Genomic DNA, 20,976 nt, shown 5'->3' on the forward strand with positions numbered 1-20,976 from the left:
TTATTGATATATTAAAAACCGGCATCTTTACTTAGTTTTTTAATATAGCCTCAAACTGTTTCATCGCTTGTTCGAACTTAGGCTTAATTAAAATTTGGCAATACGGCTGCTCTGCATTATTGGCAAAATAATTTTCATGAAAACTCTCTGCTTGATAAAACGCTTCAAACATTGTTACTTCTGTCACAATAGGTTTAGGCCAAATACCTTGCTGAATCAGTTTACTGATAGCAATAGTCGCAGCATCAACTTGTTTGGCATCATGAGTAAAAATAACCGAACGATATTGAGGGCCTTTATCATTGCCTTGACGATTTAATGTCGTCGGATCATGAATCGCAAAAAATACCGCAAGTAATGTTTGATAACTTATCACGCTAGGATCATAAGTCACTTGAACAACTTCTGCGTGGCCAGTCGTTCCACTGGTGACCGCTTCGTAATGCGCATCTTCAGTTCCACCGCCGCTATAGCCAGAAATTACAGATTCAACACCGTCTAGACGTTGAAATATCGCTTCGATACACCAAAAACAGCCAGCACCGAAAGTTGCTAACTCCATCGACTTTGCTTTTGCTGAACGTTCATTTTCAATTTCTTCTATGCTTTTAAACACCATCGAAGTTGAATTGACACAATGACGTGTATTTTTACCCGTTAACATTTCGCCTTTAAAAACATGGCCAAGATGGCCACCGCATTCGTGGCAGGTAATTTCTGTGCGTTGACCATCAGCATCCAGCGTTCTATCTATAGCACCGTGAATTTCGTCATCAAATGCTGGCCATCCACAGTAAGCATTAAATTTAAATTCGCTTTTATATAATGGGTTTAAGCATTTTTTACATAAGTACAAGCCTTCTGCATCATGATTGACGTACTCTCCACTAAATGGACGTTCAGTTCCTTTTTGCTCAATGACATACTTTTCAAACTCAGTTAATTCGTTCATTTGCATCGTCCTAACTTCAATCTAGACCTTCATACTTTAAAGCAATTTTTCAGATATGGCAGTATGCCGAATAAAGATCACTAATTCGACTTATTAGACCTGTTTTTACTTCAAAAAATTGCGACAAAGTGTGACCAAGGTTAAAATCAGCATGGGTCAAATAAAACAATAAGTAGAAAATATGAAATTAGAAACCATTGATTACCGTTCAGAAGATTGCGCAAAGCAATTTGTTGAGTCATTACGTGAGACCGGATTTGGTGTTTTATCAAATCACCCTATTAGCAAAGAGCTCGTAGAAACCATCTATAAAGAATGGTATGAGTTTTTTCAATCAGAACAAAAACAGGATTTTCTGTTTAAACCTGAAACCCAAGATGGCTTTTTCCCAGCATCAATATCTGAAACGGCAAAAGGACATACAGTAAAAGATATCAAAGAATATTTTCACGTATACCCTTGGGGTCGTATTCCTGAATCATTAAAACAGAATATTCTTGCTTATTATAAACATGCAAATCAACTCGCCGCTGAACTACTCGGCTGGATTGAACAGTATGCGCCCGAGGACGTCGCCAAGCACTTCTCTATTCCTTTACCTAAAATGATTGAAGATAGTCAAAAGACATTATTAAGAGTGTTGCACTATCCACCAATGTTAGGTGATGAAGAACTGGGTGCAATCCGAGCAGCAGCTCATGAAGATATTAACCTTATCACTGTCTTACCAGCAGCGAATGAACCAGGATTGCAGGTTCAAACCAAGGACGATACTTGGATTGATGTCCCAAGTGACTTTGGAAATATCATTATTAATATCGGCGACATGCTACAAGAAGCCTCTGGTGGTTATTACCCTTCGACATCGCATCGTGTGATCAATCCAGAAGGCACTGATAAAACTAAATCAAGGATCTCTTTGCCACTTTTTTTACATCCTAATCCTGAAGTTGTGCTTTCTGAACGCTATACTGCAGACAGTTATTTAATGGAAAGATTAAGAGAACTTGGTGTAATTTAAGTTTGTTAACGTTTCCAAGTAGTTTAAAGCGTCTTTTGGCGCTTTTTTTTATCTTTTAGAGGCATAACAAGGTAGAATATGCCCCCCTTGTAAGTAGTGGTTTAAAAAAGGCAAACTCATGGCAATTCAATGGTACCCAGGACACATGCACAAAGCTCGTAAAGAGATTGAAGAGGCAATGCCTCAAGTCGATCTTGTCATCGAGGTTTTAGATGCACGTATTCCATATAGTAGCGAAAACCCTATGGTGTCAACGTTAAGGGGCGATAAGCCATGTATCAAATTACTCAATAAATCTGACTTAGCCGATCCTGAAGTCACTGCACGCTGGATTGAATACCTTGAACAAGAGCAAGGCGTTAAAGCAACAGCCATTACCACGCTTCAACCTGGGCAAGTTAAGAGCATTCCTGATATTTGTCGTAAATTAGTACCAACTCGAGACAAAGTAGAAAAAGATATACGTACGATGATTATGGGGATCCCAAACGTCGGAAAATCAACCATTATCAACACACTGGCAGGCAGAACTATCGCTAAAACCGGTAATGAGCCCGCTGTGACTAAACGTCAGCAGCGTATTAATCTCAAAAATGGCATTGTACTATCAGACACGCCAGGCATCTTATGGCCAAAAGTTGACAATGAATCAAGTAGTTACCGCTTGGCAGTAACCGGTGCCATTAAAGATACCGCAATGGAATACGAAGATGTTGCTATGTTTGCGGCAGAATATTTCTTACAAGCTTATCCTAAAGCGATTTGCGAGCGATACAAGCTCGCCGAGCTTCCGGAAACCGATATAGAATTACTCGAAGCGATTGGCCGTAAACGTGGTGCACTTAGACCAGGTGGCCGTATCGATTTACATAAGGCGTCTGAATTATTACTGCATGAATTCCGCTCAGGAAAAACAGGCTTACTAACACTAGAAACGCCTGAAATGGCAGAAATTGAAAAAGCCGAAGTCGCTAGGCTATTAGCTGAGAAAGAGGCTTTAAAGCAACAAAAACTTGAACAAGAAAAGCTGAAACGCTCAGGCAAGCGACACCAGCAAGGCTAAAGAACAAAAAAGGCTTACCACGCGGTAAGCCTTTATTTTGAGAAATCTTGTTTACGACATTTTCTTTGCCAACTGACTTAAACTCGCTTCAAGCAAATCAAGAACTAATTCAAAACCTTGCTCGCCACCATAGTAAGGATCAGGCACTTCCCTTGCTTCCCCTTCCGTATCTATAAAAGATAATATCAACTGCAGTTTATGTTGATATTGAGCAGGACAACGCCTCAGTAAGTCATTAAGATTATTCTTGTCTGCCGCAAGTATTAAATCAAAATGTTCAAAGTCGCTATCGAGTACTTGCCGCGCCTGCATGTTGGTAAAATCTAATCCTCTCCTCTCACCTGCTGCTATAGAGCGAGGATCTGGTGGGTTGCCTTGATGATATGCAGCTGTCCCCGCCGAATCAATTTCTACCGCTAATGAAAATGATTTGGCCTGCGAACGAAACACCGCTTCAGCGCTGGGTGAGCGGCAAATATTACCTAAGCAGACAAACAATACCGATTTTATCTTACTGAAATCCACTTTACTGGTAACGTTACGTGTATTAGTCAAGCTCACTAAATTACTCCTCACCGTGTTAACGGCTCAATTCTATATAAATCTAGACATAAACTCTATTGCTCATACTTATTCATTACTCTTGTTATTCTTATTGTTATTGTTATTGTTATTGTTATTGTTATTGTTATTGTTATTGTTATTGTTATTGTTATTGTTATTGTTATTGCGACTCTCTAACACGCAGAAAATGAGCGAACCGTGGAATGCCATTTTTAGTGAGTCCTAAATATTGATAAGTAATAATAGCGCCCAAAGGAGGCGGATTACGTCGTAGCTCATTAGAAAAACCAGAACCAAGATTGAACTGTTTTCCATTTGGCATTTCAACCTTAAGTGACCCCATCAAGCCTTCGAACTTTCCTTTGCCTTCATTAAAACCAATAACTCGCGCTTCAGCATCATATTTAGGTTTTAACTTTACAATATTCTGACTGCGGCCGATTTGATAATACCCAGATTTAAGATGAAGCATTAACCCTTCACCATTGTTTGCAATAACATGATCAAGTTGAGCCATTAATTGCGCTGTAGAGACAAGCTCCTGTTGCTCTATCGCCTCAATATATCTACTTTCTAAGGCTATTTGTTGCATTGCTTTTACGCGATCAACAAACATCCCCCCATGCTCTGGCAAGTCAAAAATCATATATTTTACCAACTTCCACTCTGCATGATGTGAATGTGAACTGCGAGCTAACGCTGATACCGCATCAAACTCACCTTGCTTAATCCAAAGTTCTCCATCTAATGCTGTTTTGGGGAAATCTGCAGTAAACCAATCGGGTAAAATCATGACTCTTCCCGAACGCGACAGCATTTGATTTCCATCCCAATAGCCTCTTACTCCATCAAGCTTTTCACTGATCAAGTATTGAGTAACATCGGTGTCGGTTTGGTAACGCATAGCGAGTTGGAGCGCGGGCTTATTATTAGCATCTACGGCAGCTGAAATCAGCAAAGCCATAAACACAATTAAGACTGACAATATAAATCGAAACATAGTAGCATCCTTGCTAATTTGAGTGATGGCAATATCCTATCGCACTTATTTTACGGTTCTTTATTTATTGAACTCATTGATTATACTAACCATTTTAAAAACCAATATTTAAAATGATTAATGATTCAAATACAGTTTAGTCAAATATGGCTGATTTGCTTATTTAGCTTACAATGCTAAAGGTTTAGGACATATCATCAATAATTAGGTCACCTATGAAACCCACTAATAATCACGGTATTAAACGCATCATACGAGCAACAGGTTTTTCATTTAAAGGATTAACCAGTGCTTGGAGAAATGAAGCTGCTTTTAGGCAAGAACTAATATTATGTCTTTTCCTTGTTCCCATCGCTTTAATAATCGATGTCAGTGTGATTGAAAAAGTCCTCATGATCATGACACTATTTATTGTACTGATAACTGAACTACTTAACTCAGCGATAGAAGCCGTTGTCGATCGCATTGGCGATGAAATTCACCCACTAAGCGGCCAAGCAAAAGATGTTGCCTCTGCAGCAGTATTTCTCAGTTTATTATTATGTGGACTGACTTGGATAGGGATTTTAACTCATGCTTACCTGCTTTAACCTCTTCACAATTTAGCGGTTAAGCCTGAATATGTTCAGGCTTTCATGCAATACGGTTTAATGAACTAATAACTTTTTCAATTTCATTCATTCGCTCACTTGTTAGCGCATAGGATGCATAAACGTGGCGCCGGATTTCTTTCACATCACAAACTCGATGCAATTTGCCGCAGGCAATATCCTCTGTCACCATAACTTCAGGTAAAAATGCACACCCTTTATTTTGGATAATAAAGTCATGGGCAATTTGCGCTGAACTCGTATGCAAAACGGGTAATGGAAGTGCTGTTAACTCTTGTGCATGAGTAATATTAAAAGCAGTGCCCCAATCCACTTTGACATAGTGCGAAAGAGCCAAATCAGAGATATGCAAATTAGCTTGAGTGGAAACAAGTAATAAATTTACTTGGCTTAAGGTAATTGTATCAATGCCATCAATATGGAAAGGATCGAAGCTTAATGCGATGTCCAGTGTCGTTTCTGCCATCTTTTTTGCCATCACAGCTGAAGTAATCACATCAGTACGAAGTGACAGGCCGTGTTCAGTTTTATATAAAGGTTGTATTGCCCTTTTTAAATAACTTTCCCAAATGTTATGGCCCATGCCTATCGACAACTGAACACTGTGCTGCTCTATTAAGGAAACATCTTGCTTGGCGCGTTCCAGAGCAGTTAATACGGCATTAGCATGGGCTAACATTCGCTCACCCGCAGGAGTTGGTTTGATATTATTGCGTTCACGATCAAATAAAATAACACCTAGCAATGATTCAAGCTGTTTAAGCCTAAAACTGACTGCACTGCGGGTGATATATAAGTTATCAGCAGCCTTGCCAAAGTGACGAGTACGATAAACTTCAAGAAACGTTTTTAATAAATCAGTATCCATAATGGATTTTTACTCAATGTCTAACAAAACATAAACAGTCTAATCGCGATTTATAGCAAAATTATGGCAGCGTGTAATCAAGTTTAATTTACGCATACGAATTAAGTATAGGACTTAGCTGAAGCAGCTTTTCTTTAACCATTTGGGGAATATTTCTCCACACATTACTCGTTACATATTTGTTAACATACAGTCAAAAAGATGACATTCGAAGTTCTTCTGACACATTAAATAGTGCTAATTTAAAGATGAATAAAACGTGCTAGCTAAATAAATACCAACGACAAGAAACCGATAACAACCACTATAAGCAATTGAAATTGAACAACTTTAAATAGACTTGTAGTCCAATAGTTTTACCGCCAAATGTTTAATACGAATAAATCGTGATCTTAGTTCTCATTTTTACAATTCCACAGCAACAAAAGCTTCACATTTAGTTACATAATGTTAGTATGACTACATAATAAGATGTAACCCTGATCAACAATAACAATAAAAGCACAGTTTACTGATTTAAGTAATTTTAAAGTGCGGAGAATAAATGTTAAAGCAAGCCTTCGTAGGACTTTTAGCTGCAGCCAGTTTTTCTGGCCATGTTAATGCAGATGAGTATAAATTCACCATAGGTGCTTTTTATGCCAGTTCCGACTCCACAATGCTTGTTAAAAGCGCCAAAGATACTAATAGTTATTATCTATTAGATTTCGAAGATGATCTGCTACTTACTGAAGATCAATTCCTGCCTTTTTTTGAATTCACATATAGTTTTAACGACCGCCACAATATCTATCTTGACTGGAAGTCACTGCACCGTAACGCTGATACACCTCAATTAGGGTTTGATATCGAAATCCCTGAGTTTGGTGATAACGATGATAATTTTTTAATTGATGGTGAAGCCAAAATTTCGACAACCTTAAATATTGATATTCTTCGTTTAGGCTATGGCTACGACATTTGGGAAGGTGATAATTATACAGTGGGTGCTTCAATCGGCTTACATACAATGTTTGTTGAAACCGTATTTGAAGGCAATATAGGCTTATGTGAAAGCCGAAGCGATCCAAATGCCTTGTGTGACACAGCGACTTTTACCCCTCGTATTGTTGATAATGCCCTTACCGCTCCGTTACCTGATGTAGGTGTTTACGGAAGTTATGAGTTTTACCCTGGCTGGGTATTTAATGCTCATGCACAATACTTTGCGATAAAATATGACAATGTAAAAGGTTCTTTAGTTGATATTCGAGCTGGGGTTCAAGCTATTATTTGTGAGAACTGGCATTTATCATTAGCCTATAATTATTATGATGTTGATGTTGATATTGAGCAATCTCGTAGTATCTTAGACACTGAATTTAGAACCTTTGATTATAATATTAATTACAGTTTCACTGGCCCAATGTTTGCGGTATCTTATTCTTTTTAATATAAATTGAGCATCCTATCTTATGGTGCTGAGTTTGACGTTATTTTTAAATCATTTAGCAAGTTTAACGCGTTCAAGAAAACTAAGCCCTCATTGGTCAAATTGTATTTAATTCAGCTTGGCCTAAAATTAGTACAACGTTTAAAACTCCTGCCTTAATTCGCTAAGTGATGTATCAGAGATGAGGGATTAAATGTCTAACGAGCTACTGAAAACAGCGGCATTAAATTTAAAAAAAGCTGTCCCATTGATGCTAAAACATAGCATTCCTACCACGCCAACCAATTATGCTCTCTGGTATGCTTACGTTTCAGAGTCTAATCCAAAATTAAACATTGCGCTTGATGCTACGATTGCACAAAACCAACAGTATTCTCCGACTTCGAGCGAGTTACTATATCGACAACATATTGCCGATCCTGTTGAATTAGACGTAAGAAGCATGCGCCAGAACCTAGATGCAATGGTTTGCGAACTGTCTCAATCTCTTAAAGACACCAACCACGATACAACCACTTTTCAAACCAAAATCCAAAAAGAATTCAGCAAATTAGCAGAACTGGAAAATCAAGGCTTTTCGTTGGAACAAGTGATAAAAGTTGTCAAAAATATCGTCAGCGAATCTGCAAACATTCATTCAAGTACAACCAGTTTTACCCAGCAGCTTGATAAAGCACAATCAGAAATCAATGCCTTAAAACAACGTCTAGCGGAAACCGAAAAAGATGTGCTTTATGACGCATTAACAGAAGCATTAAATCGGCGTGCATTTGATGATGACATTTCTGCGTTGGTCAATCAGTCGCCTAATGGAGCTTGTTTAATCCTAATTGATATTGATCACTTCAAGCAGTTTAATGACACTTACGGCCACCAGCTAGGGGATTTAGTACTTAAAGTGGTCGCTAAACGCTTACAAGAATCTTGTCGAGATGGTGTAAAACTCTATCGATTTGGCGGTGAAGAATTTGCAGTAATTATCCCCAATAGCCAACAACGCGTAGCAAGACAACTTGCAGAAGCAATGCGCCGATCAATAGAAAAACTCAGTGTAAAAGACCGCCGTAGTGAAACTCGCATTGATAACATTAATGCGTCTTTTGGGGTTAGCGAGTGGAAGCACCAGCAAACAAGTAGTCAACTGATTGAAAGTGCAGACACTCTACTATATGAAGCTAAAAGGCTAGGTAGAAACAGGGTCATGCCAATCTCAAATTAGGCGATGACTGCCGTTGACTTTTTTAGCCGTCACCACATAACGATAATCACTGTTGGCTGATAAATCATCAAATGGATAGCATGTAATCAAGGTTAATTGATTATCCGTTGTCATATCTAACACCTCGGTTTGTGTTTCGTGAACAATATCGGTACTTACAATAAGGTATTGCTGTAACACGCCTTGGGATGTTTGTAGCTCAACAATGTCGCCTCTTTTAACATTTTGTAAAGGCAGAAAGTGGGTATCTCTATGCCCCGCAATGATGGTATTACCCTGCTCGCCAATCCCAGCTCCATTAAGCAATAAACTAGGACCAAAAGCGAGATTTCTGCCAGAAGCACCAGCTAGTACAAACATAGGCTGACCAATTGGGTAAAAATCATGTTCTTTATCAGCAAAGAGTTTAAGCTTCCCAACTGGATGTGTGTCAGCCCAGCGCCAAGGTTTATGAGGACGTTGATCGGCTAAGGTTTTAGTCCACGCTTGTTCAATAAGAAATTGCGCAAAGTTTGCTTTAATTTGCATATACGCTCCATGTGATAAAAAACTCATTCCAATCAAGGCAACACTGCAAGGAATAATCCATTTCATAGAAATCATAAGCAAGCCTCCTCATTAGGTTTCTTCGGTAAAATCAATTTCTGACCTGGTAAATACCCTTTTAACCAACAAGCATTTAATAAGGCTATCAGTAACAAACTAAGCCCAATTAGCACATTCAAACGACTTGAGGTTGCGGTTTGTGGAAGCACTCCTACTGATTGATTTCTTCCTGCAGGCAGATGTCTCTTCACTTGTTTTTGCACGGCCATCTCTGCCATAGGTTTAACCGGTGTAGTATCAATGGCAACCAAACTCGTTTGTGAAGTCACTAAGTGATACTTCATACCAAGCGCTTCAACTTGTTTTTTAATCCGCTGCTGATTCGCTTGTGTGCGAGTTGCTTCAATAGCCTGAATTTGTGCATTAGCCCACAGCAAATCTAGCCCACTAGCATTGTGACTTGCAGAGGTATTGTCCTGACGTTTAATCTGTTTTTTCCAGTACTGACCTTGGGTATAACCCGATAAAATAAAGTCTTGTTGATTGTAAGCTGGCGACTTAACACTGACYAATATGGGCTCATTTGTGTACAAATCAGGAATTTGTGCTGGCCAATAATCCGGTATTGTCCCATCGGCATACGTCAAAGAGACATTGGTGGCAACTGGTTTTTCAATTTTTGCCATTAACTTAGTTATTTTTTGGTTCACTTCTGATGTATTACCAATATAAGTAAACGTACCTCGACCAAATAAAGCCGCGCGCTCCATAAAGTAAGAATTAGGAGCAGCGCCAATACCAACTGTAAATAAACGGCTTTGTCCTAACTCCGCTTCAATCTGTTGAAAAATGCCATGTTCATTACTCACTGCGCCATCGGTAATAAAAATAACTTGTCTTAAAAAGTGGCTTATATCAGATACTGCTTGTGCTTGCTCAACCTGTAACGCCGCAGATAAGGCTTTACCAATTTCAGTTCCGCCATTGGCTTGCAACCCTTTTACAAACTGATGCGCACGGCCAATATTACTACTTGTGCCAGCGAGAGACTGCTGAGATAACCGGTTAACATTATGATTAAACTCATAAATATTAAACTTATCTTGAGCCCTTAACCCAGCTAATGCATAGAGGATAGATTGTTTAGCTTGTGAAAGCGCAGCACCCTGCATCGAACCAGAGGTATCAATCACTAGAATTAACTCTCTGGGTGTATGTGAGGTATCTTCAGTATGCTTTTCACTTATCAGTGGCGGCGATAGCATCACAAGATCATATTGAACATCTTTCAGTCCAGATACATGAGTTGAATTATCATTTTTTGAGTTAGCCGAATCTGTCTTCTTCTGATGGGTTTGGCCCTGCTGAGAAAATACTGCAGCGATTGGTTGATAAGACTCTTGATGCTCTGCCCGCCATTGAAGCACAAAATCTTTATTCGCTTTTTCTGGCTTGGCAAACGAAACAAGCCATTGCTGATGGTTCGAAAACGACTGAAGTGGCGCAGCTTGACGTACTTTATCTATCTTGTGGTAGGGACTTGTTATCGCCTCAGCTTTCACATCAAAACCCGCATCTAAATTTACCGTCATATTCACCATTAATGCGTTATGATTTGACTCTTTCAGCCCCACATTCAAGTCTTGATGCAAGTATGGGTCGGACAATATTTCAGACTGAGTTTCGTCAATGAAATATTCAGGTAAGTAACGAGTGACGGTATCGGGTAACTTGCTCGAAAGAGATTGATAAGACAAATAAGAATGCTGTTTAATGTCCGCGTTACTTTTTTCAGCTGATGACGCCAAGCCCTGTTGGCTATCTTGTCGTTGTAAATGCGCCGGTGTATAACGGGGGGTAATCGTCATAGGAAAGCGTAAGCTAAACATGCCTTCTTTATAATTCAGCTTCTCTTGATAAATGATCTCCACAATTGCAGTTTCACTAGGGCCCAAATTAGCGATCTCAGTGGTAAAAATATTGAGCCGTTGCTGGCTCACTAAACTTGCTCTTTTACCTTGAGATTTTGCCTTTTCAAAATTAGCTTTTGCTTGCTTTTTAGGCTGAATAACACCTTCAATACTACGATCGCCAATAATTAAGCGCATACTGTCTACGGCACTGTTATGAGATAAAGGAAACACATAACTGCCATTTATCCACTCAGACGAATTATTCATAAAGGTTTGCTTAACACTGACCCGATTTGTCCAGCCAGAAACATTCATTGTTACATCCGTGCTTAACGGCAAGCTTTCATACTGTTGACCACCTTGCTGATAACGTAGTACTCCCTGGGTGACTTCTTGATACCGATTTTCAATCGGAATCACCGTTTCGAGCTCAGTTGTAACCGATGAAGTCATGGCATAAACAGGAAATAATACACTTAATACCATTAGCCCAAGTAACACAGATGCAGATAAACTGTAGCCGAGTATTGATTGACCACAGTTGTTACAACTTCTATCACTAGGAGTTGGCTTATTAGATTTATAACCTGTCAGGCATGCCTTATCGGCAATGGCGTAGCAGTGTGCTTTTGAGTTGATACCTTTCATTTGCTCTCTCCATGAATTCAATATCGCCCTAAACCAATACCTAATGGCAACTTGCTCAAGGCGATAATGAAGTAGGTAAATTAGTTGGCAGCTAATGCTTCACCTACAGGCATAACTTTTAATGTCACTCTTCGGTCAAAAAAGTCATTTTCAAAGCTTTGTTGCTCATGTAATGGCGCTGAAGCACCATATGCTTGAGAATGTAATCGCTCTGCTGACACACCTTGACTCACTAAGTAACTTGTCACTTCTATTAATCGCTGCTCTGACAGAGCTTGATTAAATTTACTGTCTCCACGTCTATCGGCATACCCGGTTAAATCCAGTTTTAATTCCGGTGATAACGCCATCAAATACGCCACATCATCAAGTTGTTGCTCAAAATGAGGTTCAATGGTCGAAGAGCCCGTTTTAAACTGAACATTTAAGCCAATCGCTAACTCTTGTAATTGCTGCTGTTGCGCCGCTTTTAAGTCAGAGAGCTGAGCTTGAACATGAAGGTATTCATCTGTCACCTCAGCAAGCGACTGCTGCTTTTCATGTAATGCAGTAAGCTCTGAGGTTTGCATTTCGATAGATAATTTCTGTTGAGCTAATAACTCTTTTTGCGACTGAATTTCGGTATCGTCACCGACAGTTTTACCAATTAACGTACCTGCGAATGCTCCAATGATGGCGCCAACGGGTCCACCAACGACAGCACCAAGTACAGCACCAGATGTGAGACCAACCAATTCTTCTGTGTGCTCTCTTTCCTCATCCTGCACTACCAACTCAGTATTATCGTTATCATTGTCATAGGCGCTTGCATCGAAATGATTAACATCATCTGCTCGTGACACATTTGAAAAAGAAAGACTGCTGATGATAGCGATGGCGATTAGTTGTTTTTTCATGATATTTTCCTTTCAGTGTTTTAATGTGATTAATGAACTCAACAACTTGTTTACTGCGTGTCGTTAAGTTGATGTCACTATTAAACACCTCAGAAATGGCAACCTCAGGGCATAAAAGTGGCAATGTGCAGATGAAATGTGGCAACAATATGGCAATGTGTCTGAGGCGATTTTTTTGCAGTTAAAATCATGTATAGTCAGCCATATAAGCCAAAACAAAGATTAAATAGATGAAAAGAATCGCCATCGTTGAAGATGAAGTCGCTATTAGAGAAAACTACAAAGAGTTATTGCAGCAACAGGGCTACAGCGTACAGGGATATGCCAACCGACCTGCTGCGATGCTGGCATTTAATGCTCGATTACCAGATCTTGCCATCATTGATATTGGCCTAGAAAGTGAAATCGACGGTGGCTTTACTTTATGTCAGTCACTACGTTCAATGTCTAGTAGTTTACCGATCATTTTTTTAACCGCTAGAGACAGCGATTTTGATACTGTCTGTGGTTTACGTTTAGGTGCTGATGATTATTTATCAAAAGATGTTAGCTTCCCGCATTTAATCGCACGTATTGCTGCATTGTTTAGACGTTCAGAACTTATCGGCGCAGCCAACGTAGAAGATAATTTAATTGAACACGGCGCGTTAACCATTGATGGTAATCGTATTCAAGTGTATTGGAATCAACAACCGATTGAGCTCACGGTGACTGAATTTTGGATGGTACACGCCATGGCGAAACACCCAGGTCATGTCAGAAGTCGCCAAGATTTAATGCAAGAAGCTAAGATATTTGTAGATGACAGTACAATTACTTCTCACGTTAAACGGATCCGTAAAAAATTTATTAGTGCCGACAAAAACTTTGATTGTATTGATACGGTTTACGGCATGGGCTATCGCTGGGACAGTGTCAATTAATGTTTAATATTCCCATTGGACTAAGGGCCAAAGTTGTCATTTTATCGCTATTTTTGCTGTGCTTACCTTGGCTTGGGTACGAGTATGTATGGGAAATGGAAAAGTACTTACGTCACGGCCAGGAAAAAACCCTTGAAGGTACAACTCAAGCTTTAGCCACCGCCTTACATGAACGGCCAAAACTGTTTAATCATCAAGCCAGCTTTTTAAGTCAGGTTGAAAAAGGTCGTGACTTATACGCCTACCCGCTTTCTGGCCCAATCCAATTAGATGGTAAGCTGCACGATTGGCAGCAATACCAACATCGAATGATTAACTACTCTAATGAGCACGTGATCTTTAATCGAAATGAAAACCAACCAGTCGATATTCACTTTACGCACATGGTGGGTAAATATGCCGGGTATTTATATGGCTTTTTTCAAGTCAATGACAAACAGCTCGTTTATCGCAGTAAAAACAGCTTACGTGTCGATAAAAACGATCACTTAGTTATCGCCACACAAGCCCCAGATGGGCAATTTAGGCGCTATATTGTTGCTAACACACAAGATGGCTGGTTAAGCGCATTTGAACTACCTCAAGACCCTACGCAATCAATGCCTGTCACGCCTGAAATACGTATTCAAGGACAGTGGCTAGCCACTCAAGATGGTTACAATATCGAGTTCAGAATGCCGCTTTCTATGGTGGGCAGTAAGCTTGGTTTTGCCATCTATAATGTCGATGATATTCAAACTCGCACAGTTAATACAATAATTGGTACCTCAGCCATCGACTCAGTTGCCCATCTTGGTACGGTACTGGTGCCATCACCAGAAATTGAAAACATCATTAAAGGCATGAGCCACAACAGTTCACGTATTTGGGTTGTCGATAATCATGGTCGAGTGTTAGCAAAATCAGGGGATATTCGCGCCAATAATAATGTCTGGTCTTCGAGCTTAAATGAAACCGAAACTCGTAGTGCTTGGAGTCAGTTTAAAAGCGATCATTTACTCCCTCTGTACTATAAAATTCTGACAAAACCTCCGCAGGACTTTGTTGATTCGCTGCAAGATTCAACCGAGTTAAGTGGTAGTCATATTCAACAAGCATTAAATGGCAAACGCGGCTCAACATGGCGCTTAACCCCGGACAATAAAGCGGTCGTTTTAGCGGCAGCAAGCCCTATTTGGATTGATGATAAAGTGATGGGCGCTGTTATAGCAGAAGAGACCACCCATGGTATTCGTACTCTTCGTAACCGAGCCCTTGAAAAGTTATTTAATGTCATTTTAACGATTATGAGTATGGGCACCCTTGCCTTATTTATTTTCGCCTCGAGTATTTCTAGTCGCATCCGTAAATTGCGTGATCAATCTGAGCAAGCCATTGATAGCCAAGGACGAGTCAGGCAACAAATAGTGCCGTCTAAAACACGGGACGAAATTGGTGATTTATCTCGAAGTTTTGCCAGTATCGTTGGCAGACTTGGTCAGTATACTCATTACCTTGAAAACATGTCATCGCGCTTGTCACATGAGCTTAGAACCCCTGTTGCCGTGGTGCGTTCGTCACTTGAACACCTAAGCCTTCAACCGCTTGAACCTGCAAGTGAAAAATACGTTAATCGTGCTCAAGAAGGCGTTAGCCGCCTACATTTAATCTTAAATAACTTAAGCGAAGCTACGCGGCTAGAAGCAAGTTTGTCCCACGCCGAGCGCAGTGAATTTCCGCTGCAACAGGTTGTCAGTGGTTGTATGCAAGGCTATCAATACACTTATCCAGACAACGAATTTGCAATCGACATTGCGACTAACCAAATGATGATGAATGGCGTGCCCGAGTACATAGCGCAATTGATGGATAAATTAATTAATAATGCTATTGAGTTTAGTACTCAAGATCCCATACAAGTATCGTTAACTTTATCTGGCAAAATCGCTACCTTAAAAGTCACCAATAGAGGACCGTTACTGCCAGTCAACATGAGTGAGCAAATTTTCGAATCAATGGTATCGATCCGTCCTCAAGGCGTGCAAAGTAAGCCACACTTAGGATTAGGCCTATACATTGGCAGACTAATTACTGAGTTCCATAAAGGGACAATAAAAGCTGATAACCTTGCAGATGGAACGGGAGTTACTTTCACGCTCACCTTCCCTGTAACTGAAGTAAAATAACTTTATTTTAGCCGTATAGATGTTAGGATGGCTAAAATATCAAATACGCCTATCACCTTGTAAAGATTGGGAATGCATTTATGAGTCACCAGCAAGATAAATTAGCCACTCAAATTGTCAGTGTTGGCCGAGACAAAAAGTACACTAAGGGCATTATTAATTCGCCCGTATTTCGTGCATCTACTGTTGTTTTTGACACGATGGATGACATGCGTTTTGCGATAAAAAACAAAACTAATGGTGAAATGTTTTATGGTAGACGTGGAACACCGACTCACTTCTCATTCCAGCAAGCAATAAGTGAGCTTGAAGGCGGTGTCGGCACTGCATTATACCCTTCTGGTTCAGGCGCTATTAGTGGTGCTTTATTATCATTTCTAAAAAGTGGCGATCACTTACTTATGGTCGACAGTGCTTATGAGCCAACACGAGACCTGTGTAATAAGTTACTGGCAGGCTTTGGAATTGAGACCACCTACTACGATCCATTAATTGGCGAAGGCATCAAAGAACTTATTCAGCCTAATACCAAGGTTTTGTTCTTAGAATCTCCTGGATCAATCACTATGGAGATTCAAGATGTACCGACATTAAGTCGTATAGCCCATGAACATGATATTGTGGTAATGCTTGATAATACTTGGGCATCACCAATCAACTCACGTCCATTTGAGATGGGCGTCGATATTTCAATCCAAGCTGCAACCAAGTACATTGTTGGCCACTCTGATGTCATGATGGGAACAGCGACAGCTAATGAAGCACATTGGGAACAATTGCGTGAAAATAGCTATTTGATGGGACAAACCACCTCGCCAGATGATGTTTATATGGCTGCACGAGGATTACGTACTTTGGGCGTACGTATGGCGCAACATGATAAAAATGCACGCATAGTCGCTAATTGGTTAGTAAGCCGTCCAGAAGTGGATCACCTCCGTCATCCTGCCTTTGATACTTGTCCTGGCCATGAATTTTTTGAACGTGATTTTAGTGGTGGTAACGGTTTGTTCTCGTTCGTATTAAAACAAGGTAACTTAGCTTCGGTCACTGCATTTGTAGAAAATATGCGCCACTTTAAAATGGGCTTTTCATGGGGAGGTTATGAAAGCCTCATCCTTGGTGTTTTTGGTATTAATAAACTGAGAACCGCCACTCAATGGGATAGCAGCAAACCACTTATCAGGTTGCATATTGGTTTAGAAGATCCTGAAGATTTAATTGCAGACTTAACCGCCGCTTTTGAGCGTTATGCAGAAGTGGAAGCCAAACGTTAACTCGTCAATTTAGTTTAAAAACGTTAGCGAAAATACAAAAAGGCCAAACATACTTGTTTGGCCTTTTTATTAAATGAGTGAAGATTTACCGGTTTCAACCATTATTCCACCAGCAATATGGCAGCACTTCAACCAGCAAGTATCTTAGGAAATACTTTTATTAGCATCATAATCTAGTGCTTTCGCCTTTAATTGCTGTATATCTGATGCGCATAAATACCTTTTTAACGTTTCAAACTTTTCAGCAGGCCAATCATAAATGTTGAGCAGTGTCAGCGCTTCGATGATAGCAGGCTCAAAACGATATTTAACTAATCTGGCAGGAGAACCACCAACAATACTATAAGGAGCAACATCTTTAGTTACTACGCTATTCGCAGCAACGACAGCACCTTCACCAATGGTGACACCTGGCATTATCATGGCTCGCATACCGATCCATACACCATCATGAATATAAGTATCGCCTTTACCAATGTAAGCTTCATCGATGTAATCCATTAATGGGTACAAGCAAAACCAATCAGTTCGATGAGTGTGATTTCCTCCCATCAAAATGACGGCCTCAGCGCCAATACAAACGTAATCACCAATATGGAGCTTATCAATTTCCCATCTAGGCTCCCAATGACGACTGATTTCATCACCGTGTAAATACCTGACAACCGATTCTTCAAAACCATTATCCCAACTATCACTATAATAGCTATGTGTTCCCTTTATTGTGATATTGGAGTTAGTCACGACATCATGTAACAACTGAAATCTAGACCAGTGTCTTTCATGCATATATAACCTCAAGCTAATATTAAATAATAAAATGATTTACTTAACATTGAGCTCGTCAATGGATTCGAGGTTGATTTAATAACGGGATAAGTTGCATTGTGATACTCTACGATAGATACAGCTTACAATAACACACATGTATAGTAACTTGTAGAATATATTTGTTATTCTAACTTTGACATCGTTTAACTTTGACATCGTTTAACTTTGACATCGTTTTGGGTAAGTAACTGCCCGTACTAAACCTGATAGACAAAGATCAATTTGGCTAATTTGCATTCACAATTGATTGCAAGACCTTACGTAACTCATCACTATTTTGTTTCGATAACCCAAGAATGATACTCGGTTTTTGGCCACGTGTTTCTATTTCAATTTTATCCCAGATGATCCCACTTCGATAATTGAATCCAGCAATCTTATTCCAAGGCACTTCGTCAGTATTATTCCAAAGACGAAATATCCCCGGTGAGTTAATGGTAATTTTATCTTCATCGGTAATGATTTCTTGCGGCAACAAACGGAAACGAAACAATAATGAAGCAAGCACTTCTGCAGTAAAATGCATGGATATTTGTGTCACATCAACACTTATTTGGCTAAAACGATAATGACAATACCCGCATACTTTTGCCCCTTCAGGCAAGGTATGGCAGCAGTCTGGACACGTATGCCCTGATAAAAAAGATAAACAGGCAGCGCATTTTACTGCGCCGCTAGCAATGCTCGTTTTGCAATAGGGACAGTCCATATACCCTCACTCATGTATTTAACAGAAAACAGATTCATGCCTTAGGTTTGAGTATAGAAGCTTCGCCTTAAGCATGTTATTTGATATTTACTCATTAGCGACTATCAGATAATGCTTAATAGCTCATTGCTAGTCGTTAATGTTTATATCTAACAATGAGTGTCTAATAGCCATCATCGACGCTATTTATCTGAATGTTATTTTCAAATTCCGACACTAAATCGAGTCAATACAAGCAGTTAATGCTATACAAAGCTAGACTAAATAGCAGGTTGTGCTTGCCTGTACGCTTTGGTTCCCCATAAAGGTACTGTAGATAGACTGTGCTTATAACTACCTGATGTCTCTTTGGTTGAGTACGACACATACATTAACGTTTGGTTTTCTTTATCAAAGATACGACGTATTTTCATCGTCTTAAAAAAGATACTTTTCGACTTTTTAAAAACAATTTCACCCGATGCTGACATATCAATACCGGCAATCATTTCCGGTGTAATTTCACCCGTTTGGCGGCATGAAATAGCTGAATCTGATGGGTCTGAAAAGCTTAAATCAGCTTCAATACTTGCCACATGACAAGTCACCCCAGTCACAATGGGATCAACCATCATATTGAGCTTAATATCTTTAGTGGTAAACACCCCTAAACTGACTTTACCCACATCATCACTACAGCTCATTGTGAGGAAACTTGTTGCAACAATCAGTAAGGCTGACGATAGTTTTTTGTTTAAAAATAAGCTTGATTGAGAAAACATAAAGCGACTTTTCCTTAAGAGTTAAATTCTTTGCTTGCCCAGCGCACTAATCCACTGGTTACACTACCAAAGTGATCGCCAACAACAATATCTGCACCAGTAAACTGATCAGCAATGCATTGATGTATCACCGGACTTTTTGCCGTCCCGCCTGTTACATAAACAACATCAGGTAACACACCAGCTTCACCTACCGCTTGCTTCATAATAGTGACTAACTTAGCAACGGGTTGCTCAACAGCGATTTCAAACTCATTTTGATCAACAGTGACGTCAAATTCTGGCTCTATAAACGTTAAGTCTGCAGCATACGTTGATGCTGAGGATAACCCAATTTTTGATTGCTCAGCTTGACGCACAAACTGATAACTCATTTGGTGCAACCTTAAGGATTTTAGTCGAGTCAGTAATTGTGGCTGTTGTGCATCCTTGATTAGTTCATCAATCAACTTAGCAGTAGACAATGCGCTAAATTCACGCTGCGCACTAATGTCATTCACAGCAACCCCATTCCAAAATGGTTGGCGAGGCACTGTTAAGTTATTTTTTAGTTTCGAGCCTAAACCAAGATGCGGCATAAAACAGTTCATGGCAACGGCAATATCTAAATCATTACCGCCAACACGCTGACCACTGTGACCAAGAACATCATCTGAGCGATCGGTTTTATGCTGACGCTCTGGTCCCATTTTCACCATAGAGCAATCAGTCGTACCGCCCCCCACATCCACAACTAACACGGTTTGATTGCTATCCATAGAGGCTTCATAATCCATCGCTGCAGCCATTGGCTCAAACAAAAAACGTACTTCGGTGAATCCAGCTCGTTTTGCGGCCGTTTCTAATATCGTTTGTGCTTGCTGATTACTTTGCTCACCACCAATACCTTGAAAGTTAACAGGTCGTCCAATAACGGCTTGCGTAATCGGTTCATTAATTAATTTGTTTGCACGGGACATAACCTCTAGCATCATCAATGTCACGATATCTTCAAACAAAGCAACTTGTTCTGGACGTAAACCACTGGCGCCAAGAAATGATTTTGGCGACCGGACATAAAAACCTTCATCAGGTAATTCCAGGTATGCGTCAATCGCTTCAGGCCCAACAAAAACCACTTGTTCGTCAGGGTAAATATCTAATTCATGGCGAACTTGGCGTGCACGGCTTAATTGTGATGAACGTAACTGGGCAAATTCTGGCTGAAGTTCTGGTGCAATGCGTTGATATACCGCTTCTGCGATTAACTCTCTATCCATTGCATATAAGGTAGAGGATAAAAAATGACTATCACCATTTATTGGAATTAAACTCACTTCACCATTTTTTTCTACACCAACAGAACAGTTTGCACTGCCATAATCAAACCCAATAAACATTTCTTACCACTCAAAATTTCAAATCAATGCTAAAAATAACACAAGCTTTATATCGGATCTTATAAAGTTTTGTGTTCACTGTTATTTAGCTGACAATTTCATCAATTGGTTTAATTTGCTTAATCAATTTGTTGCACTATTGAATTTACTGAAAACAGTGTTCGCCTCAATAACATCACAAAATTGTCATATTACTGC

19 protein-coding genes are annotated in these 20,976 nt (G+C 39.8%); 8 read left to right on the plus strand and 11 right to left on the minus strand.

Annotated elements, in window-relative coordinates; all coding sequences use genetic code 11:
• Positions 1-31: 31 nt before the first annotated feature.
• Complete coding sequence (locus tag A9267_RS03760) at positions 32-952, minus strand: bifunctional methionine sulfoxide reductase B/A protein (RefSeq protein ID WP_065108282.1); 921 nt, start codon at positions 950-952, stop codon at positions 32-34.
• A 181-nt stretch (positions 953-1,133) separates the two neighbouring features.
• On the opposite strand from A9267_RS03760, the gene A9267_RS03765 reads away from it, so the two are divergent.
• Positions 1,134-1,973 (plus strand): isopenicillin N synthase family dioxygenase, encoded by an 840-nt coding sequence (locus A9267_RS03765; RefSeq protein WP_055024413.1) that lies wholly within the window; start codon positions 1,134-1,136, stop codon positions 1,971-1,973.
• Between the two features lie 118 nt (positions 1,974-2,091).
• On the plus strand, positions 2,092-3,036 hold the full coding sequence (gene ylqF / locus A9267_RS03770) for a ribosome biogenesis GTPase YlqF (RefSeq protein WP_065108283.1): 945 nt from the start codon (positions 2,092-2,094) through the stop codon (positions 3,034-3,036).
• Between the two features lie 51 nt (positions 3,037-3,087).
• Here the strand turns inward: ylqF and A9267_RS03775 are convergent, their stop codons facing one another.
• Together A9267_RS03775 and A9267_RS03780 are read right to left on the minus strand one after the other, a co-directional pair.
• Complete coding sequence (locus A9267_RS03775; RefSeq protein WP_065108454.1) at positions 3,088-3,561, minus strand: low molecular weight protein-tyrosine-phosphatase; 474 nt, start codon at positions 3,559-3,561, stop codon at positions 3,088-3,090.
• A gap of 199 nt (positions 3,562-3,760) precedes the next feature.
• The gene (locus A9267_RS03780) at positions 3,761-4,600 is read right to left on the minus strand and encodes a DNA ligase (RefSeq protein WP_065108284.1); all 840 of its coding nucleotides are present in this window, start codon (positions 4,598-4,600) and stop codon (positions 3,761-3,763) included.
• 215 nt (positions 4,601-4,815) lie between these two features.
• Between A9267_RS03780 and A9267_RS03785 the strand changes: the two genes are divergently transcribed.
• Positions 4,816-5,190, plus strand: coding sequence for a diacylglycerol kinase (locus A9267_RS03785; protein ID WP_065108285.1), 375 nt, complete (start codon positions 4,816-4,818; stop codon positions 5,188-5,190).
• Between the two features lie 43 nt (positions 5,191-5,233).
• Here the strand turns inward: A9267_RS03785 and A9267_RS03790 are convergent, their stop codons facing one another.
• Entirely contained in the window at positions 5,234-6,079 is an 846-nt protein-coding gene (locus tag A9267_RS03790) for a LysR family transcriptional regulator (protein WP_065108286.1), read from the minus strand.
• Positions 6,080-6,623: 544 nt separating this feature from the next.
• Between A9267_RS03790 and A9267_RS03795 the strand changes: the two genes are divergently transcribed.
• Complete coding sequence (locus A9267_RS03795; protein WP_055024409.1) at positions 6,624-7,511, plus strand: hypothetical protein; 888 nt, start codon at positions 6,624-6,626, stop codon at positions 7,509-7,511.
• Between the two features lie 193 nt (positions 7,512-7,704).
• Positions 7,705-8,730 carry a GGDEF domain-containing protein gene (locus tag A9267_RS03800; RefSeq protein WP_065108287.1) on the plus strand — a complete coding sequence of 342 codons (1,026 nt, stop codon included), beginning with the start codon at positions 7,705-7,707 and terminating at the stop codon, positions 8,728-8,730.
• On the opposite strand, the gene A9267_RS03805 is transcribed toward A9267_RS03800, so the two are convergent.
• The 3 genes from A9267_RS03805 to pdsO all read right to left on the minus strand — a co-directional run bounded on the left by A9267_RS03805 (position 8,722) and on the right by pdsO (position 12,733).
• Positions 8,722-9,333 carry a class GN sortase gene (locus A9267_RS03805; RefSeq protein ID WP_065108288.1) on the minus strand — a complete coding sequence of 204 codons (612 nt, stop codon included), beginning with the start codon at positions 9,331-9,333 and terminating at the stop codon, positions 8,722-8,724. The two genes, A9267_RS03800 and A9267_RS03805, sit on opposite strands and share 9 nt — an antisense overlap.
• Positions 9,330-11,837 carry a marine proteobacterial sortase target protein gene (locus A9267_RS03810; RefSeq protein WP_065108289.1) on the minus strand — a complete coding sequence of 836 codons (2,508 nt, stop codon included), beginning with the start codon at positions 11,835-11,837 and terminating at the stop codon, positions 9,330-9,332. The genes A9267_RS03805 and A9267_RS03810 overlap by 4 nt, the downstream gene beginning before the upstream one ends.
• Before the next feature lie 80 nt (positions 11,838-11,917).
• On the minus strand, positions 11,918-12,733 hold the full coding sequence (pdsO, locus tag A9267_RS03815; RefSeq protein ID WP_197495505.1) for a sortase-associated OmpA-like protein PdsO: 816 nt from the start codon (positions 12,731-12,733) through the stop codon (positions 11,918-11,920).
• Between the two features lie 230 nt (positions 12,734-12,963).
• Here pdsO and pdsR point away from each other — a divergent pair, with 230 nt between their 5' ends.
• The 3 genes from pdsR to A9267_RS03830 all read left to right on the plus strand — a co-directional run bounded on the left by pdsR (position 12,964) and on the right by A9267_RS03830 (position 17,098).
• Positions 12,964-13,656: a proteobacterial dedicated sortase system response regulator gene (gene pdsR, locus A9267_RS03820; protein ID WP_065108291.1), complete on the plus strand. Its 693-nt coding sequence runs from the start codon at positions 12,964-12,966 to the stop codon at positions 13,654-13,656.
• Positions 13,656-15,821, plus strand: a complete 2,166-nt coding sequence (pdsS, locus tag A9267_RS03825; protein ID WP_065108292.1) for a proteobacterial dedicated sortase system histidine kinase — start codon at positions 13,656-13,658, stop codon at positions 15,819-15,821. Before pdsR ends, pdsS begins: the two co-directional genes overlap by 1 nt.
• Before the next feature lie 80 nt (positions 15,822-15,901).
• Positions 15,902-17,098, plus strand: a complete 1,197-nt coding sequence (locus A9267_RS03830) for a cystathionine beta-lyase (RefSeq protein WP_065108293.1) — start codon at positions 15,902-15,904, stop codon at positions 17,096-17,098.
• A gap of 144 nt (positions 17,099-17,242) precedes the next feature.
• Here A9267_RS03830 and A9267_RS03835 read toward each other — a convergent pair whose 3' ends face one another.
• The 4 genes from A9267_RS03835 to yegD all read right to left on the minus strand — a co-directional run bounded on the left by A9267_RS03835 (position 17,243) and on the right by yegD (position 20,778).
• On the minus strand, positions 17,243-17,887 hold the full coding sequence (locus A9267_RS03835) for a CatB-related O-acetyltransferase (protein WP_065108294.1): 645 nt from the start codon (positions 17,885-17,887) through the stop codon (positions 17,243-17,245).
• Positions 17,888-18,155: 268 nt separating this feature from the next.
• Positions 18,156-18,638 (minus strand): PH domain-containing protein, encoded by a 483-nt coding sequence (locus A9267_RS21730; RefSeq protein ID WP_156669092.1) that lies wholly within the window; start codon positions 18,636-18,638, stop codon positions 18,156-18,158.
• A gap of 260 nt (positions 18,639-18,898) precedes the next feature.
• On the minus strand, positions 18,899-19,321 hold the full coding sequence (locus A9267_RS03845) for a CreA family protein (RefSeq protein WP_055024496.1): 423 nt from the start codon (positions 19,319-19,321) through the stop codon (positions 18,899-18,901).
• Positions 19,322-19,413: 92 nt separating this feature from the next.
• A complete protein-coding gene (yegD, locus tag A9267_RS03850) occupies positions 19,414-20,778 on the minus strand; it encodes a molecular chaperone (protein WP_065108296.1) in 1,365 nt (454 codons plus the stop codon).
• Between the last annotated feature and the right edge of the window lie 198 nt (positions 20,779-20,976).

The organism is Shewanella sp. UCD-FRSSP16_17 (assembly GCF_001675935.1).
In the GTDB taxonomy this organism is placed as follows: domain Bacteria; phylum Pseudomonadota; class Gammaproteobacteria; order Enterobacterales; family Shewanellaceae; genus Shewanella; species Shewanella japonica.

What these genes read in the sequence shown, in the direction of transcription:
- A9267_RS03760 (WP_065108282.1), bottom strand. Translation starts at nt 952, where the DNA reads ATGAACGAATTAACTGAGTTTGAAAAGTATGTCATTGAGCAAAAAGGA.
- A9267_RS03765 (WP_055024413.1), top strand. Translation starts at nt 1,134, where the DNA reads ATGAAATTAGAAACCATTGATTACCGTTCAGAAGATTGCGCAAAGCAA.
- ylqF (WP_065108283.1), top strand. Translation starts at nt 2,092, where the DNA reads ATGGCAATTCAATGGTACCCAGGACACATGCACAAAGCTCGTAAAGAG.
- A9267_RS03780 (WP_065108284.1), bottom strand. Translation starts at nt 4,600, where the DNA reads ATGTTTCGATTTATATTGTCAGTCTTAATTGTGTTTATGGCTTTGCTG.
- A9267_RS03785 (WP_065108285.1), top strand. Translation starts at nt 4,816, where the DNA reads ATGAAACCCACTAATAATCACGGTATTAAACGCATCATACGAGCAACA.
- A9267_RS03790 (WP_065108286.1), bottom strand. Translation starts at nt 6,079, where the DNA reads ATGGATACTGATTTATTAAAAACGTTTCTTGAAGTTTATCGTACTCGT.
- A9267_RS03795 (WP_055024409.1), top strand. Translation starts at nt 6,624, where the DNA reads ATGTTAAAGCAAGCCTTCGTAGGACTTTTAGCTGCAGCCAGTTTTTCT.
- A9267_RS03800 (WP_065108287.1), top strand. Translation starts at nt 7,705, where the DNA reads ATGTCTAACGAGCTACTGAAAACAGCGGCATTAAATTTAAAAAAAGCT.
- A9267_RS03805 (WP_065108288.1), bottom strand. Translation starts at nt 9,333, where the DNA reads ATGATTTCTATGAAATGGATTATTCCTTGCAGTGTTGCCTTGATTGGA.
- pdsO (WP_197495505.1), bottom strand. Translation starts at nt 12,733, where the DNA reads ATGAAAAAACAACTAATCGCCATCGCTATCATCAGCAGTCTTTCTTTT.
- pdsR (WP_065108291.1), top strand. Translation starts at nt 12,964, where the DNA reads ATGAAAAGAATCGCCATCGTTGAAGATGAAGTCGCTATTAGAGAAAAC.
- pdsS (WP_065108292.1), top strand. Translation starts at nt 13,656, where the DNA reads ATGTTTAATATTCCCATTGGACTAAGGGCCAAAGTTGTCATTTTATCG.
- A9267_RS03830 (WP_065108293.1), top strand. Translation starts at nt 15,902, where the DNA reads ATGAGTCACCAGCAAGATAAATTAGCCACTCAAATTGTCAGTGTTGGC.
- A9267_RS03835 (WP_065108294.1), bottom strand. Translation starts at nt 17,887, where the DNA reads ATGCATGAAAGACACTGGTCTAGATTTCAGTTGTTACATGATGTCGTG.
- A9267_RS21730 (WP_156669092.1), bottom strand. Translation starts at nt 18,638, where the DNA reads ATGGACTGTCCCTATTGCAAAACGAGCATTGCTAGCGGCGCAGTAAAA.
- A9267_RS03845 (WP_055024496.1), bottom strand. Translation starts at nt 19,321, where the DNA reads ATGAGCTGTAGTGATGATGTGGGTAAAGTCAGTTTAGGGGTGTTTACC.
- yegD (WP_065108296.1), bottom strand. Translation starts at nt 20,778, where the DNA reads ATGTTTATTGGGTTTGATTATGGCAGTGCAAACTGTTCTGTTGGTGTA.